The sequence below is a fragment of the Rhodococcus sp. 14-2470-1a genome, from assembly GCF_002259425.1.
In the GTDB taxonomy this organism is placed as follows: domain Bacteria; phylum Actinomycetota; class Actinomycetes; order Mycobacteriales; family Mycobacteriaceae; genus Rhodococcoides; species Rhodococcoides fascians_E.
On sequence record NZ_NPFZ01000031.1, the window covers coordinates 146,326 to 159,625 of the forward strand.

At 65.9% G+C, this 13,300-nt stretch carries 16 protein-coding genes; 11 read left to right on the plus strand and 5 right to left on the minus strand.

Annotated features, from left to right (window positions below; all coding sequences use genetic code 11):
* The first annotated feature begins 54 nt into the window (after positions 1–54).
* Entirely contained in the window at positions 55–1,047 is a 993-nt protein-coding gene (bioB, locus tag CH292_RS20445; RefSeq protein WP_373454691.1) for a biotin synthase BioB, read from the plus strand.
* A gap of 165 nt (positions 1,048–1,212) precedes the next feature.
* Positions 1,213–1,887, plus strand: a complete 675-nt coding sequence (locus CH292_RS20455; protein ID WP_033188580.1) for a DUF2567 domain-containing protein — start codon at positions 1,213–1,215, stop codon at positions 1,885–1,887.
* Between the two features lie 2 nt (positions 1,888–1,889).
* Here the strand turns inward: CH292_RS20455 and CH292_RS20460 are convergent, their stop codons facing one another.
* A complete protein-coding gene (locus tag CH292_RS20460) occupies positions 1,890–2,585 on the minus strand; it encodes an NUDIX domain-containing protein (RefSeq protein WP_020111999.1) in 696 nt (231 codons plus the stop codon).
* 183 nt (positions 2,586–2,768) lie between these two features.
* On the opposite strand from CH292_RS20460, the gene nadA reads away from it, so the two are divergent.
* From nadA to CH292_RS20480, 4 genes are read left to right on the plus strand one after another with little or no spacing between them, the layout of a single operon-like run.
* The gene (gene nadA / locus CH292_RS20465; protein ID WP_027498857.1) at positions 2,769–3,812 is read left to right on the plus strand and encodes a quinolinate synthase NadA; all 1,044 of its coding nucleotides are present in this window, start codon (positions 2,769–2,771) and stop codon (positions 3,810–3,812) included.
* Positions 3,813–3,850: 38 nt separating this feature from the next.
* Positions 3,851–5,485, plus strand: coding sequence for an L-aspartate oxidase (locus CH292_RS20470; protein ID WP_094655603.1), 1,635 nt, complete (start codon positions 3,851–3,853; stop codon positions 5,483–5,485).
* Positions 5,486–5,487: 2 nt separating this feature from the next.
* Complete coding sequence (gene nadC, locus CH292_RS20475) at positions 5,488–6,354, plus strand: carboxylating nicotinate-nucleotide diphosphorylase (protein WP_020112002.1); 867 nt, start codon at positions 5,488–5,490, stop codon at positions 6,352–6,354.
* Positions 6,355–6,383: 29 nt separating this feature from the next.
* Positions 6,384–6,791 (plus strand): RNA-binding S4 domain-containing protein, encoded by a 408-nt coding sequence (locus CH292_RS20480; protein WP_094655585.1) that lies wholly within the window; start codon positions 6,384–6,386, stop codon positions 6,789–6,791.
* Positions 6,792–6,796: 5 nt separating this feature from the next.
* On the opposite strand, the gene CH292_RS20485 is transcribed toward CH292_RS20480, so the two are convergent.
* Positions 6,797–7,795 (minus strand): LysR family transcriptional regulator, encoded by a 999-nt coding sequence (locus CH292_RS20485; RefSeq protein WP_020112004.1) that lies wholly within the window; start codon positions 7,793–7,795, stop codon positions 6,797–6,799.
* A 78-nt stretch (positions 7,796–7,873) separates the two neighbouring features.
* Between CH292_RS20485 and CH292_RS20490 the strand changes: the two genes are divergently transcribed.
* Positions 7,874–8,284: a DUF5997 family protein gene (locus tag CH292_RS20490; protein ID WP_019665876.1), complete on the plus strand. Its 411-nt coding sequence runs from the start codon at positions 7,874–7,876 to the stop codon at positions 8,282–8,284.
* A gap of 77 nt (positions 8,285–8,361) precedes the next feature.
* Here CH292_RS20490 and CH292_RS20495 read toward each other — a convergent pair whose 3' ends face one another.
* Genes CH292_RS20495 through CH292_RS20500 form a run of 3 tightly spaced genes read right to left on the minus strand, consistent with a single transcriptional unit; the run spans position 8,362 to position 9,550 of the window.
* Positions 8,362–8,745 (minus strand): YchJ family protein, encoded by a 384-nt coding sequence (locus tag CH292_RS20495; RefSeq protein WP_033188582.1) that lies wholly within the window; start codon positions 8,743–8,745, stop codon positions 8,362–8,364.
* Entirely contained in the window at positions 8,742–8,903 is a 162-nt protein-coding gene (locus CH292_RS28985) for a hypothetical protein (RefSeq protein WP_020112006.1), read from the minus strand. Before CH292_RS28985 ends, CH292_RS20495 begins: the two co-directional genes overlap by 4 nt.
* 17 nt (positions 8,904–8,920) lie before the next feature.
* Complete coding sequence (locus CH292_RS20500; RefSeq protein ID WP_037180716.1) at positions 8,921–9,550, minus strand: LysE family transporter; 630 nt, start codon at positions 9,548–9,550, stop codon at positions 8,921–8,923.
* Between the two features lie 52 nt (positions 9,551–9,602).
* Between CH292_RS20500 and CH292_RS20505 the strand changes: the two genes are divergently transcribed.
* From CH292_RS20505 to hisB, 4 genes are all read left to right on the plus strand, one after another.
* Positions 9,603–10,070, plus strand: coding sequence for an SRPBCC family protein (locus CH292_RS20505; RefSeq protein ID WP_037180714.1), 468 nt, complete (start codon positions 9,603–9,605; stop codon positions 10,068–10,070).
* A 110-nt stretch (positions 10,071–10,180) separates the two neighbouring features.
* Complete coding sequence (gene hisD / locus CH292_RS20510; RefSeq protein ID WP_019665871.1) at positions 10,181–11,521, plus strand: histidinol dehydrogenase; 1,341 nt, start codon at positions 10,181–10,183, stop codon at positions 11,519–11,521.
* 26 nt (positions 11,522–11,547) lie between these two features.
* A complete protein-coding gene (locus tag CH292_RS20515; protein ID WP_371828303.1) occupies positions 11,548–12,663 on the plus strand; it encodes a histidinol-phosphate transaminase in 1,116 nt (371 codons plus the stop codon).
* Positions 12,660–13,289, plus strand: coding sequence for an imidazoleglycerol-phosphate dehydratase HisB (hisB, locus tag CH292_RS20520; protein WP_019665869.1), 630 nt, complete (start codon positions 12,660–12,662; stop codon positions 13,287–13,289). The genes CH292_RS20515 and hisB overlap by 4 nt, the downstream gene beginning before the upstream one ends.
* Positions 13,290–13,300 lie beyond the last annotated feature (11 nt).

The window sequence follows — 13,300 nt, forward strand, 5'->3', positions numbered from 1 at the left end:
ATGACGCACGGATCGGTAGGCACGGGGTCGAGCCTGCAGGAGCCGTCCGGTAGGATGGACGTTCTGGAGACCGCACGGGTGCAGGTGCTGGCGGACGGTATCGGGTTGGGGCAAGCTCAGGTGCTCGAGGTCCTGCGGCTGCCGGAATCGCGGTTGGAGGACCTTCTCGCTCTTGCGCACGACGTCCGCATGAAGTGGTGCGGGCCGGAGGTCGAGGTCGAGGGGATCATCAGCCTGAAGACGGGTGGTTGCCCCGAGGACTGTCACTTCTGTTCGCAGAGCGGGTTGTTCGAGTCTCCGGTTCGCGCGGCACGGCTGGACATCCCGAGCCTGGTCGAGGCGGCGAAGCAGACCGCGAAGACGGGCGCGACCGAGTTCTGCATCGTCGCAGCGGTCCGCGGGCCGGACGACAGGCTGCTTGCCCAGGTTGCCGCGGGGATCGAGGCCATCAGGAACGAGGTCGACATCGACATCGCGTGTTCGCTCGGCATGCTCACTCAGGAGCAGGTCGATCGATTGGCAGGCATGGGTGTTCACCGCTACAACCACAATCTCGAGACGTCGCGGTCGTATTTCCCCAGCGTGGTGACGACGCACACGTGGGAGGAGCGCTGGGAGACACTGCGAATGGTGCGCGACGCGGGGATGGAGGTCTGCTGCGGCGGGATTCTCGGGATGGGGGAGTCGCTGGAACAGCGGGCGGAGTTCACTGCGGATCTCGCGGCGTTGGAGCCCGACGAGGTGCCGTTGAATTTCCTCAATCCGCGTCCGGGCACCCCGTTCGGGCATCTCGATGTGCTTCCTGCGTCCGAGGCGCTGCGTGCCGTTGCCGCGTTCCGTCTGGCGCTGCCGAGGACGATTCTGCGGTTCGCCGGCGGTCGCGAGATCACTCTGGGCGACCTGGGGGCACAGCAGGGAATTCTCGGCGGTATCAATGCGGTCATCGTGGGCAATTACCTGACCACTCTCGGTCGACCGGCCGAACAGGACCTCGACCTGCTCGGTTCGCTGCAGATGCCGATCAAGGCACTGAACTCGACCATCTAAGGTGGACGGGGTGATCAGTGCCGCGCTATTCGACGCTTACACCGGTCGGCCTGTGGTGCCAGGTGTCGCACCGGTGCTCTCGCCTGCGGTTGCCCTGGGCCTCGAGCCTCCTCGATTCTGTGTGGAGTGCGGCCGCCGAATGGTGGTCCAGGTGGTGCCCGACGGATGGACCGCGGAATGCTCCCGGCATGGAGTCACCGATTCGACGTTGCTGGGCAGGCGTTGATCGTGACGGGGCAGTTCGACGTGCCGACGACCGCGAGGTGGCGGGTGCTCGGTGTTCCGATCGCGGTGTCGGTCCTCGTCGGTGTTCTCGCCGGGATCGTCTGGGCGTTGCTCGCTCCGGCCGAGAGGTTCGTCGTGGTTGCCCCCGGGCGTGGAGCCGCTCTGACCGGTGAGAGCCTGCATCGATTCGATGCGCTGGCGATGGCGGCCTGTGCGGCGATTGTTGCGGGAATTGTTCTGCCCGTTGCGGTCTGGGCGTGGACGGCAGTTCGGGGTCCGCTGCAATTCGCGGGTATCCTCATCGGTTCGATACTCGGATCCGGGGCGATGCTCGGCGTCGGTATCGCTGCCGCACGGTGGGTTCATCCCAGGCCCGACGATCCGGCGACGGGCTCCGTCGTTGCAGTCGCGCCGGGATTCGAATCGCCGTTGCTGCTGGTGGTGCAGCCCCTCGTGGCGTCGCTGGTGGTGCTCCTGTTGGTTGCGATGAACCCGCACGACAATCTGCGGTTCACTCCGCTGGATCACGACGGCGACCCCGACGGCGGCGAGGGCGGCGGCGACCCCGCCGGCGCGCCGGAGGGCGAGTTCTTTCTCGAGCGCGACCGAGCCTGAGGTCAGGTCGGAGGCCGCAGGGCCGCGAATTCGTCCGTGACTCTGATCGACGATTCCGCAAAGCGGAAGAGTGCGGGAGGTCGACCTCCGGTCCGGCCCGACGGCGAGGTTCGACCGGTCGGTTCGATCACTTTGCGCCGGCCGAGCACGCGTTGGAGGTTGGTCGCGTCCACGCTGTATCCGAGTGCTGCGGTGTAGATTTCCCGCAGCGTGGACATCGCGAATTCGACGGGTGCCAGCGCGAAGCCGATGTTCGTGTAGGACAACTTGGCGACAAGACGGTTGCGCGCGTGTCGCACTACGGTTCCGTGGTCGAACGACGTCTCCGGTAGGCGGGCCACGGGGTGCCACGCTGTGTCGGGTGGCAGTCGGGGGTCGGACACTATCGGGACAAGTCCGAGGAAGTTGGATGCGATTCGTCTGTCGCCCGGTACGCGCTCGGGGTCGCTGAACACCGACAACTGTTCGAGGTGCGCCACCGTGCGCACGTCGACCTTCTCGGCGAGTTGTCGCCGCGCCGAGGTGGGGAGGTCTTCGTCGTCGCTCAGTACACCGCCTGGAAGCGACCACGAACCCTTCTGGGGATCGAGCGCACGTTGCCACAGCAGCACGGCCAGTTCCGGCGCCTGGCCTGCGGCGAAGCTGCGAACCTGGAATACCGCGATGAGAACTTCGTGGACGGTGCTACGATGTTGCATGTTTTCGATTGTAAGTCGAAAACCTGAAGGAAGTAAATCCGGACGAAGTACGCCGGACCGACACGTTCGCCGGAAACGCCGGCGGCACTACCTCGGCCGGACGATCGATGAAGGAGTACCGCCATGGCGAGCAGGACGAACGGGCTCGGGGCCAGTGGTTCGGCAGTGATCAATTCTGCCGTGATGGATTCCGCCGCGACTGCGGCTCTGTGGGCGGGCGCGGCCGGCATAGTCGACGGCCCCGGCGGCTACAGCGGGGTGGAACCGACCGAGGAGTGGGCGGCCGAGGTGAAGCGTCTGGCGCGCCGTCGCGGTGCGACGATCCTTGCGCACAACTACCAGCTTCCCGCCATCCAGGATGTCGCGGACCACGTCGGTGACTCCCTGGCGCTGTCGCGGATGGCCGCCGAGGTTCCCGAAGAGGAGATCATCTTCTGCGGTGTCCACTTCATGGCCGAGACCGCGAAGATTCTCAGCCCGTCGAAGACGGTCCTCATTCCCGATCAGCGTGCCGGATGCTCGCTGGCCGACTCGATCACCGCGGACCAACTCCGCGAGTGGAAAGCCGATTACCCGCACGCCGTCGTCGTGTCCTACGTCAACACCACGGCCGAGATCAAGGCCCTCACCGACATCTGCTGCACGTCGTCGAACGCTGTCGAGGTGGTCGAGTCCATCGATCCGAGTCGCGAGATTCTGTTCCTTCCCGATCAGTTCCTCGGAGCCCACGTCAAGCGGGTCACCAAGCGCGAGAACCTGCACATCTGGGCAGGCGAGTGCCACGTGCACGCGGGCATCAACGGTGACGAACTGGCGGAGAAGTCGAGGGCTCACCCCGACGCCGAGTTGTACGTTCACCCCGAGTGCGGTTGTGCCACGTCGGCTCTGTACCTCGCGGGTGAGGGCTTCGTCACGGAGGACAAGGTCAAGATCCTGTCCACGGGAGGGATGCTGGATGCCGCCCGTGCGACGGGAGCCAAGCAGGTTCTGGTGGCCACCGAGATCGGCATGCTGCATCAGCTGCGCCGTGCCGCACCGGAAGTCGACTTCCAGGCCGTCAACGACCGGGCATCGTGCGGTTACATGAAGATGATCACTCCTGCCGCGTTGCTGCGCTGCCTCGTCGAAGGAAAGGACGAGGTGCACGTCGACCTCGACACGGCGCACGTGGCGAGCAAGTCCGTCCAGCGGATGATCGAGATCGGCACGCCGGGCGGCGGCGAGTGACGACACCCTCGGGGGCTGCACGGGAGGCCTCGGCCGACATCGGGTCCCGGGAGGCCTCGGCCGACATCGGGTCCCGGGAGGCCTCGGCCGACATCGGGTCCTGGGAGGTGTCGGCGGACCTCGTCGTCGTGGGAGGCGGCGTCGCGGGTCTGAGTGCGGCACTGTCGGCGAGCAGACGCGGGCTTCGCGTGCTCACGATCGCCAAGGACGGACCGCCCGGGACCGCGACTCAGTACGCGCAGGGCGGCATCGCTGTTCCCGGATCGGGCGGGCAGGCCGCGATCGACTCGCACGTGCGAGACACGTGCGGGGCCGGCGGCCGACTGTGTGACGTCGAGGCCGTCAGGTCGATCGTCGCGAGCGGTCGTGATGCCCTCGCGACGCTGCAGGAGTGGGGTGCCGTGTTCGACCTCGGTGCCGACGGTCTGCCTGCGCGTACGCGCGAGGGTGGGCACTCGGTTCGGCGGATCGTGCACGCCGGGGGGGATGCGACGGGAGCCGAGGTCCAGCGAGCGTTGACGGTGTCGAGTCGCCGAGCCGACGGGCACGTCGTGATGGCCGGACGAGTGGTCGAGGTTCTGACGGTGTCGCGGCACGTCGTCGGGGCGCTCGTGCTGTCCGGTCGAGGTTACGGAGTCGTCCATGCGCCTGCGGTTCTGCTCGCGACGGGCGGTCTGGGGCAGCTGTTCTCGTGCAGCACCAATCCGGCAGGGGCGACGGCCGACGGAATAGCGCTCGGTCTCGATGCAGGCGCGGACACGGCGGATCTCGAGTTCGTTCAGTTCCATCCGACGGTGCTGTTCGCCGCGGGCAGTACCGGGCGCAGGCCGCTCGTCAGCGAAGCCGTGCGAGGCGAGGGTGCTGTTCTGGTGGATCAGGACGGTGTGCGCTTCATGGCCGGAAGTCACCCGATGGCCGATCTCGCGCCGCGTGACGTCGTGTCGCGTGCGATCGCCGAGCGGCTGCGCGCAACCGGTACCGACCATGTTCTGTTGGACGCCAGGATGATTCGGGACTTCCGTACTCGTTTTCCGACGGTCACCGCCTCGTGCCTCGCCGCGGGAATCGACCCGGCCCACGACCTCGTTCCGGTCGCACCGGCAGCTCATTACTCGTGCGGAGGGCTTGTCACCGATGTGTGGGGGCGCACGTCGGTGACCGGTTTGTACGCGGCCGGGGAGGTGGCGCGGACGGGGCTGCACGGAGCCAATCGGCTCGCGTCGAACAGCCTGCTCGAAGGTCTCGTCGTCGGTGAGCGCGTCGGGCAAGCAGCGGTGGAACGACTCGGATCGCCGACCCCCGAGGTCGACGTGTCCGTGCCCACCGCCGCCGCGGTTCCGCGAGAACGATTGCAGAAGACGATGACCGAGTGCGCCGGTGTGGTGCGTGACGAGGGTGGTCTCCGCGTCGCCGCGGAGGTTCTCCGAGAATCCACCACCCGCGACGTGGTCGACGGGACGGCGCTCGAGGATTCGGCGCTGACAGCGGCGGCGTCGGCTCTCGTTCTCGCGGCGAGCCAGCGCGCCGAGAGTCGGGGATGCCACACCCGGGCTGACCATCCCGAAGTCCGGGACGATCTGCTGGGCAGTTTCAGAATTTCCAGGAGCGAGGAGGGTGTGCTCGAATCGACGTTCGAGGCCTGCCTTTCGCACGTGACGACAGGGGTGAGCTGACAGTGAACGCGCTGATCGAACAGGGACTCGATCCCGACGAGATCCGGTCGATCGTCCGCACCGCGTTGGCGGAGGACCTCAGGTACGGGCCCGATGTGACCACGACGGCAACGGTTCCTGCGGAGGCGCGCGCAACGGCGACAGTGGTGTCTCGGCAAGCGGGCACCGTCGCGGGAATCGACGTGGGTCTTCTCGTTCTCGACGAGGTGTTGGGCGTGGACGGGTACACGGTCGAGGATCGAGTCGTCGACGGCACCGAAGTTGTTCCCGGACAGTCGGTTCTGACCGTCACAGCGCCGACGAGAGGTTTGCTGACCGCCGAGCGCACGATGTTGAACCTGGTGTGTCACCTGTCCGGAATCGCGACCGCGACTGCGGCCTGGGTCGACCAGGTCGCCGACACCGACGCGAAGATCAGAGACAGCCGAAAGACGTTGCCCGGCTTACGGACGCTGCAGAAGTACGCGGTGCGCGCAGGCGGTGGAGTGAATCACCGAATGGGGTTGGGTGACGCGGCGTTGATCAAGGACAACCACGTCGCAGCAGCGGGATCGGTCGTCGCGGCGTTGCAGGCCGTCCGCGACGCGGCACCCGACATCGAATGCGAGGTGGAGGTGGACAGCCTGGAGCAACTGGATCAGGTACTGGCCGAGAACGTCGAGCTGGTCCTGCTGGACAACTTCGCTCTGTGGCAGACGCAGATGGCCGTCCAGCGCCGAGCCGCACTTTCTCCGCAGACCAAGTTGGAGTCCTCCGGTGGTCTGACGATCGACGTCGCCCGCGACTACGCGAAGACCGGAGTGGATTTCCTCGCGGTCGGGGGGTTGACGCACTCGGTGACGGTGCTGGATCTCGGGCTCGACATGTAGACGGTGGCCGTCTTGTAGATTCGAATCCGATGTCAGAGATACAGAGCGTCCGCCTCGACAGCTGGATCTGGGCGGTCCGGCTGTTCAAGACCCGCTCGGCAGCGGCCGCCGCGTGCCGTGCGGGTCATGTTCGGGTGAACGGCACCCCGGCGAAACCCGGTCTGCGTATCGGCGTCGACGACGAGGTCAGACTGCGCGTGGAGGGACTGGAGAAGATCGTGGTGGTGACCCGCCTGATCGCCAAACGCGTCGGAGCGCCGGTGGCCGCGGAATGCATGATCGACCGCAGTCCGCCCCCGCCGGCGAAGGAAATTCTGGCCTCACAGCCTCGACGTGACCGGGGCGCTGGAAGGCCGACCAAGCGGGACCGTCGCGACCTCGACAAGCTGCGCGATCTCGATCGCATTCGGGACCTCGAGCGCCACCACGGAGCCTGACCGAGTCAGCGCTTGGGACGCTTACGCGGCCCCGCCTTGCGTGGTGCTTTCCCGCTCTGCGTCTTCCCTTTCGGCGCTGCGGGCTTCTTGACCTGATTCGGCTTTCGGGTCTGGTCCGCTGTCTTGCCTCGAGAGCTGCGCGCCGATCTGCCGCGGACGATACCGAAGAATTCCTCGACGTTCTCGGTGTTCTTGTCGCTCGGCCAGGCGAGCGCGACCGTGGATCCGGCCACCCCGTCCACCGGCCGATACACGAGATCCTTCCGAGCGTGCAGCCGCGCGATGGACTGAGGGACGATGGCGAGACCCAGACCGGCAGCGACGTATTCGACAAGTTCCGAATTGGACCCGATGTCCGGGATCGGGAGGGCCGTACCGTCGGCGATCTCGGTGGCGACTGCCGCCCACTCCGGTATCTCCTCGGGTGACTGCAGGAGGTGCTCGTCGGCGAGATCGGTCACCGCGACCCGGTCGAACGCGGCTACCGCGTGATCCTTCGGCACGACGACCACGGGGACTTCTTCGTACAGCGCAACGACACTCAGCCCGTTCCGATCGACCGGCAGCCGAACGAAGCCGGCGTCGACGGCACCGCTTCTGAGCAAGTCGAGCTGGGTGTCGACTGTGGTGGGGACCAGCTCGAGGGTGATGTCCTCGAATCGCTCGGCCCAGATCCGGCTCCACTTCGTCGGGGTCACGCCCTCGGTGAACCCGACAGTGAGGGTGGCGACTTCGGCGGCCTTGCGCGCGGCCTCGGCGCGGAGTCTTGTGTCGTCCTCGGCGACGCGAGCCCGGGCGGTCACGAGAAACTCCCGGCCTTCGGCGGACAACTGGGTCGGGCTCACGCCGGGACGAAACAGTGGGTAACCGAGTTCTGCTTCCATGTCGATGACAGCCGCGCTGAGTTTCGTCCTGGCGATGTTCAGCTTCTTCGCCGCGCGTGCGAAGTGCAGTTCCTCGGCCACGGCGATGTACCAGCGGAGCACCTGCACGTCGAAATTCACGTGGTCAACACTATGCGAGAACCGGCGAGAGCCCGGACGGTGGCATCGAGCACTGCGTGGGGAAGATAGGCTGTGCGGGTGAGCCCGGAGAAGAATCAGCAGAACATGAAGCCCCTGACCGCGGCGAACAAGCTCGGCATCTACCTTCCTGCGGCCCCGCAGGAGTTTCAGTCGACTCCCGTGAGCCGCTCCGAACTCGACGCACTGAGGCAGAATCCGCCGCAGTGGTTGGCGGACCTGCAGCAGCACGGCCCGTTCCCGAAGGACGTCATCGCGCGCAAGCTCGGGATTTCCATCGCGGGACTCGGCAGGTCGGGCGTGACCGAAGCGCTGACGTCGGAACAGATCGAGACGTTGCTCGCCGACAAGCCGGACTGGCTCGTGAAGGAACAGCGGCTGCAGAAGGAAGTGCGAGCCGAAGCCGAACGCGTCAAGGCGAAGGAAGAAGCGCGCCGTGCGGCCTCCAATCGGCCGCAGAAGCTCCGCTGACCAGAGGCACAGAAGCTCCGCTGACCAGAGGCACAGAAGCTCCGCTGACCAGAGGTATGGAAGCTCCGCTGACCTGATTACGGGCTGAGGACGCCGTCGAGATAGAGCCAGTGTCCGTGTTCGCGAACGAATCGGCTGCGCTCGTGTAGAACTCCGTTTCCGTCGGGGTGCCGGTAGAAGGCACTGAACGCGACGACGCCGTCGGAGTCGAGCAGCCCACCGGAGCTGGTGTCGTCGATGTCCAGCCGGTACCAGCGCTGCTCGTCGTCCAGGGTGAGCTCGTCGGGCCTGGTCGTCGGGTGCCACGTTCGGAGCAGGTACTCGGGGTCGCGGACTGCGAATGCGGTGTACCGCGACCGCATCAGTCGTTCTGCGGTGGGTGCGTGCGTGGTTCCTGCGAGAAACGGTCCGCAGCAGGCGTCGAACAGGTCGCCGCTGAGGCAGGTGCAGGTGGGGCTCACTCGCCGACCACGGCGACGTCGTAGGTGCCGAGTTCGTGTTCGTCGCGGTGACCTTCGTCTCGAATCCAGGTGTTGGCTTCGAGAAGGGTGTCGAAGGTCCCGAGCGCCGTGACGGTGTCGCCGTCGGGCGATTTCATGAGCACTTGATACTTCCTCATGGTGCTGACTCCTGCCTTCAGATCGGGTTTGCCCTGCGGATGGTGGCCAGGAACGTGGCTGCGACGAAGAACAGGCCCGCGAACGTCCTGTTCATAGCGACCTGCTGACGGTGCGAGCGCATCAGCTTCAGCACTCGCGAGGCGAGTGAGGTGTAGCCGGTCATCACGAGCATGTCCACGGCAACCATCGTGGCAGCGATGATCAGGTACTGCGGCAGAAGTGGATGTGCCGGGTCGAGGAATTGTGGGAGAACGGCCAGCATGAACACCACTGCCTTGGGGTTCGAGGCGTTGACGAGGAAGCCTCGTCCGAGCATGGCGACTCCCCGGTCGGCGACGCCGGGGGCGGTGTCGATGTCGGTCGGACCTGCCCGCCACTGCCGGATTCCGAGGTAGACGAGGTAGGCGACGCCGAACCACTTGATCGCCGAGAACGCCACCGCCGACCCGGCGAGGACGGCGCCGAGGCCGACCGCGACGATGCCGATCTGCAGCAGCAGCCCGATCTGCAGACCGACGATGTTCCAGTAACCGCGTCCCAGTCCGTAGCGGAGGCCGGTGGACATCGAGGCGATGGCGCCCGCGCCGGGCGAGAGGCTGATCACCACTGCCGCGCCGAGGAACGCAAACCAGACATGCATGCTCATGGGACTATTGAACATCAGGAGTGGTTGGGGCGATCGTGGGTACTGGACCGGTATGGCTTCCATCGAAACGATCGATCAAGGTGACCGCGTCGTGGCTCGTCGCACCGTCGTGAATGCTCCTGCGTCCGAGTTGCTCGCTCTCGTCGCGGATCCGCATCGGCACGGCGAGTTGGACGGGTCCGGCACCGTGAAGGACACGGTCCGCGGGCCGAACCGGCTGACGCGCGGAGCCAAGTTCTCCGTAAGCATGAAGCAGTTCGGAGTTCCGTATCGGATCACCAGCACCGTCACGGATTTTCGAGACGATGCGGACGTGAAAGTCATCGAGTGGCAGCATCCGATGGGGCACACGTGGCGTTGGCAGTTCGAGGAGACCGAGCCGGGTCGTTCCGCCGTGACCGAGTCCTTCGACTACAGCACGGCGAAGGCTCCGAAGCTGCTCGAGGTGTTCAAGATGCCGCAGAAGAATGCGCAAGGCATCAGTTCGACGCTTGCACAGCTTGCCCGCAAGTACACCTGACGCGAGCACCTCGTCACCGTCTGCAGGACGTGCGGGGATAACCGATTGGCACCGGCACTATCCTTGAGGATCGACAACCGTCACTTCTCGTCGTTTCGCAAGGAGTCCTTATGCCTGCCCGCATCGAGCTCGCCCGCGTGGATCTACGCGGCCGAACTCCATCCACCGCCGAACTACGCGGCGCGCTTCCACGAGGTGGAGTGGATGTCGATGCGGTGTTGCATCAGGTTCGTCCCGTCGTCGAGGCGGTGCGGGAGCGCGGCGTCGAGGCGGCGCTCGAGTACTCCGAACAGTTCGACGGTGTTCGTCCGGAGCGTGTGCGCGTTCCCGCCGCGGCTCTGGAGAAGGCACTGACCGAGCTCGACCCTGCGGTTCGCGCAGCGCTGGAAGTGGCCATCGAGCGCACTCGGATCGTGCACGCGGATCAGCGTCGCACCGACACGGTCACCGAGGTCGTTCCAGGCGGAACGGTCACCGAACGGTGGGTCCCGGTCGAGCGCGTCGGTCTCTACGTGCCCGGCGGAAACGCGGTCTACCCCTCGTCTGTGGTGATGAACGTCGTTCCGGCTCAGACCGCGGGTGTCGGTTCGCTGGTGGTCGCGTCCCCGCCGCAGAAAGAGTTCGGTGGGTTACCGCACCCCACGATCCTCGCTGCCGCGCAACTACTCGGTGTCGAAGAGGTGTGGGCAGTGGGCGGCGGCCAGGGAATCGCCTTGCTCACGTACGGCGGCACGGACGTGGACGGCACCGCACTGGAACCGGTCGACCTGATCACCGGTCCCGGCAACATCTACGTCACGGCAGCCAAGCGCCTGTGCCGTTCTCTGATCGGCATCGATTCCGAGGCAGGTCCCACGGAAATCGCCGTGCTGGCCGATTCCACGGCCGATCCGGTGCACGTCGCGGCGGACATGATCAGCCAAGCCGAGCACGACGTCATGGCGGCCAGCGTGCTGGTGACCACCAGCACCGAACTCGCCGATGCGGTGGATCGTGCGCTTGACGCCCAGCTGGAGTTCACCACGCACGCAGAGCGCGTCGCCACGGCGCTGTCCGGTAAGCAATCCGGCATCGTGCTCGTCGACGACATCGATCAGGGGCTGGCCGTGGTGAACACGTACGCGGCCGAGCACCTCGAGATCCAGACAGCGGACAGCCGGGCCGTGGCCGCTCGTGTGCGCAGCGCAGGCGCAGTGTTCGTCGGCGCCTGGTCGCCGGTCAGTCTCGGTGACTACTGCGCCGGGTCCAATCACGTTCTGCCCACCGCGGGTTGTGCGCGTCACTCGTCGGGTCTGAGCGTGCAGACGTTCCTGCGCGGAATTCACGTCGTCGACTACTCGGAGGCTGCATTGAAGGATGTTGCAGGCCACGTGATCGCCCTCGCGAACGCCGAGGATCTCCCGGCACACGGCGAGGCGGTCCGGTTGCGATTCGAAGGGTTGTCGAAGTGAGCGGCGTCGTCGGATCGAGCGTCTCGATGGACGAGTTGCCGTTGCGGGAGAGCCTGCGAGGCAAGACGGCATACGGAGCGCCGCAACTGTCGGTTCCGGTGCAGCTCAACACGAACGAGAATCCGCACCCTCCGACACAGGCGCTCGTCGACGACGTCGCGGAGTCCGTCCGGGTGGCCGCGGCCGAACTGCATCGGTATCCCGATCGCGATGCCGTCGAACTCCGCGCGGCACTGGCCACCTACCTGACCGGTCGGACCGGCTTCGAGGTCGACGTCAGCAACGTCTGGGCCGCCAACGGCTCCAACGAGATTCTGCAGCAGCTTCTTCAGGCGTTCGGTGGACCCGGCCGGACATCGCTGGGGTTCGTGCCGTCGTACTCCATGCATCCGATCATCTCGTCCGGGACCCAGACGGAATGGCTCGAGATGAACAGGAGCGAGGACTTCTCGCTCGACATCGATCGTGCCGTCGACGCCATCGCCCAGCGTGATCCGGACGTCGTGTTCGTGACCAGCCCCAACAACCCGACCGGGCACAGTATCGCGTCCGCGGACCTGCGTCGGATTCTCGACGCGGCACGCGGAATCGTGATTCTCGACGAGGCGTACGCGGAATTTTCCGCACAGCCCAGCGGAATCGGTCTGATCGACGAGTATCCGTCCAAGCTCGTCGTGAGCCGAACGATGAGCAAGGCCTTCGCATTCGCCGGTGGGCGGCTCGGTTACCTCGTAGCCGCACCCGCCATCGTCGACGCGATGTTCCTGGTGCGCTTGCCGTACCACTTGTCGGTCGTCACGCAGGCCGCCGCGCTGGCGGCGCTGCGGCATGCACCGGAAACCCTTGCGAGTGTGGCGCAGTTGTCCGCCGAGCGGGATCGGGTGATGGCACGGCTGACCGAGCTCGGGTTCGACGTCGTTCCCAGCGACGCGAACTTCGTTCTGTTCGGCCGGTTCTCCGACGCGGGCGCGACGTGGAAGCGGTATCTCGACGACGGAGTGTTGATTCGCGACGTCGGCATCGCCGGGTACCTACGTACCACGATCGGCCTCGACGCCGAGAACGATCGATTCCTCGACGTCAGCGCGGCTCTCGCGCACGAACAACTGGACAACACCGACCGAGCAGAGGCACACCGATGACCGCAGCAGAGCGAGCACCGAGGATCGCGCGCATCGAGCGCACGACGAAGGAATCGGACATCACCGTCGAGATCGACCTCGACGGCACGGGCATCGTGGACATCTCCACCGGTGTGCCGTTCTACGACCACATGTTGACCGCGCTCGGCACGCACGGCCGATTCGATCTGACGGTGCACGCCAAAGGTGACGTGGAGATCGATGCTCATCACACCGTCGAGGACACCGCGATCGTGTTGGGTCAAGCTCTCGGTCAGGCACTGGGGGACAAGTCCGGCATCACTCGCTTCGGTGACGCCTTCATCCCGATGGACGAGACTCAGGTCCACGCGTCGGTCGACGTGTCCGGCCGGCCTTACTGCGTGCACACCGGCGAGCCGGACTACATGGTGCATTCGGTCATCGGTGGCTATCCGGGCGTGCCGTATCACGCGGTCATCAACCGCCATGTGTTCGAGTCTCTGGCGATGAACGCGAGAATCGCTCTGCACGTGCGGGTCCTGTACGGACGCGATCAGCATCACATCACCGAGGCCGAGTTCAAGGCCGTTGCCCGGGCACTTCGGCAGGCGGTCGAGTACGACCCGCGGGTCACCGGAATTCCGTCCACCAAGGGCAGTCTGTGACGTCGGCTTGA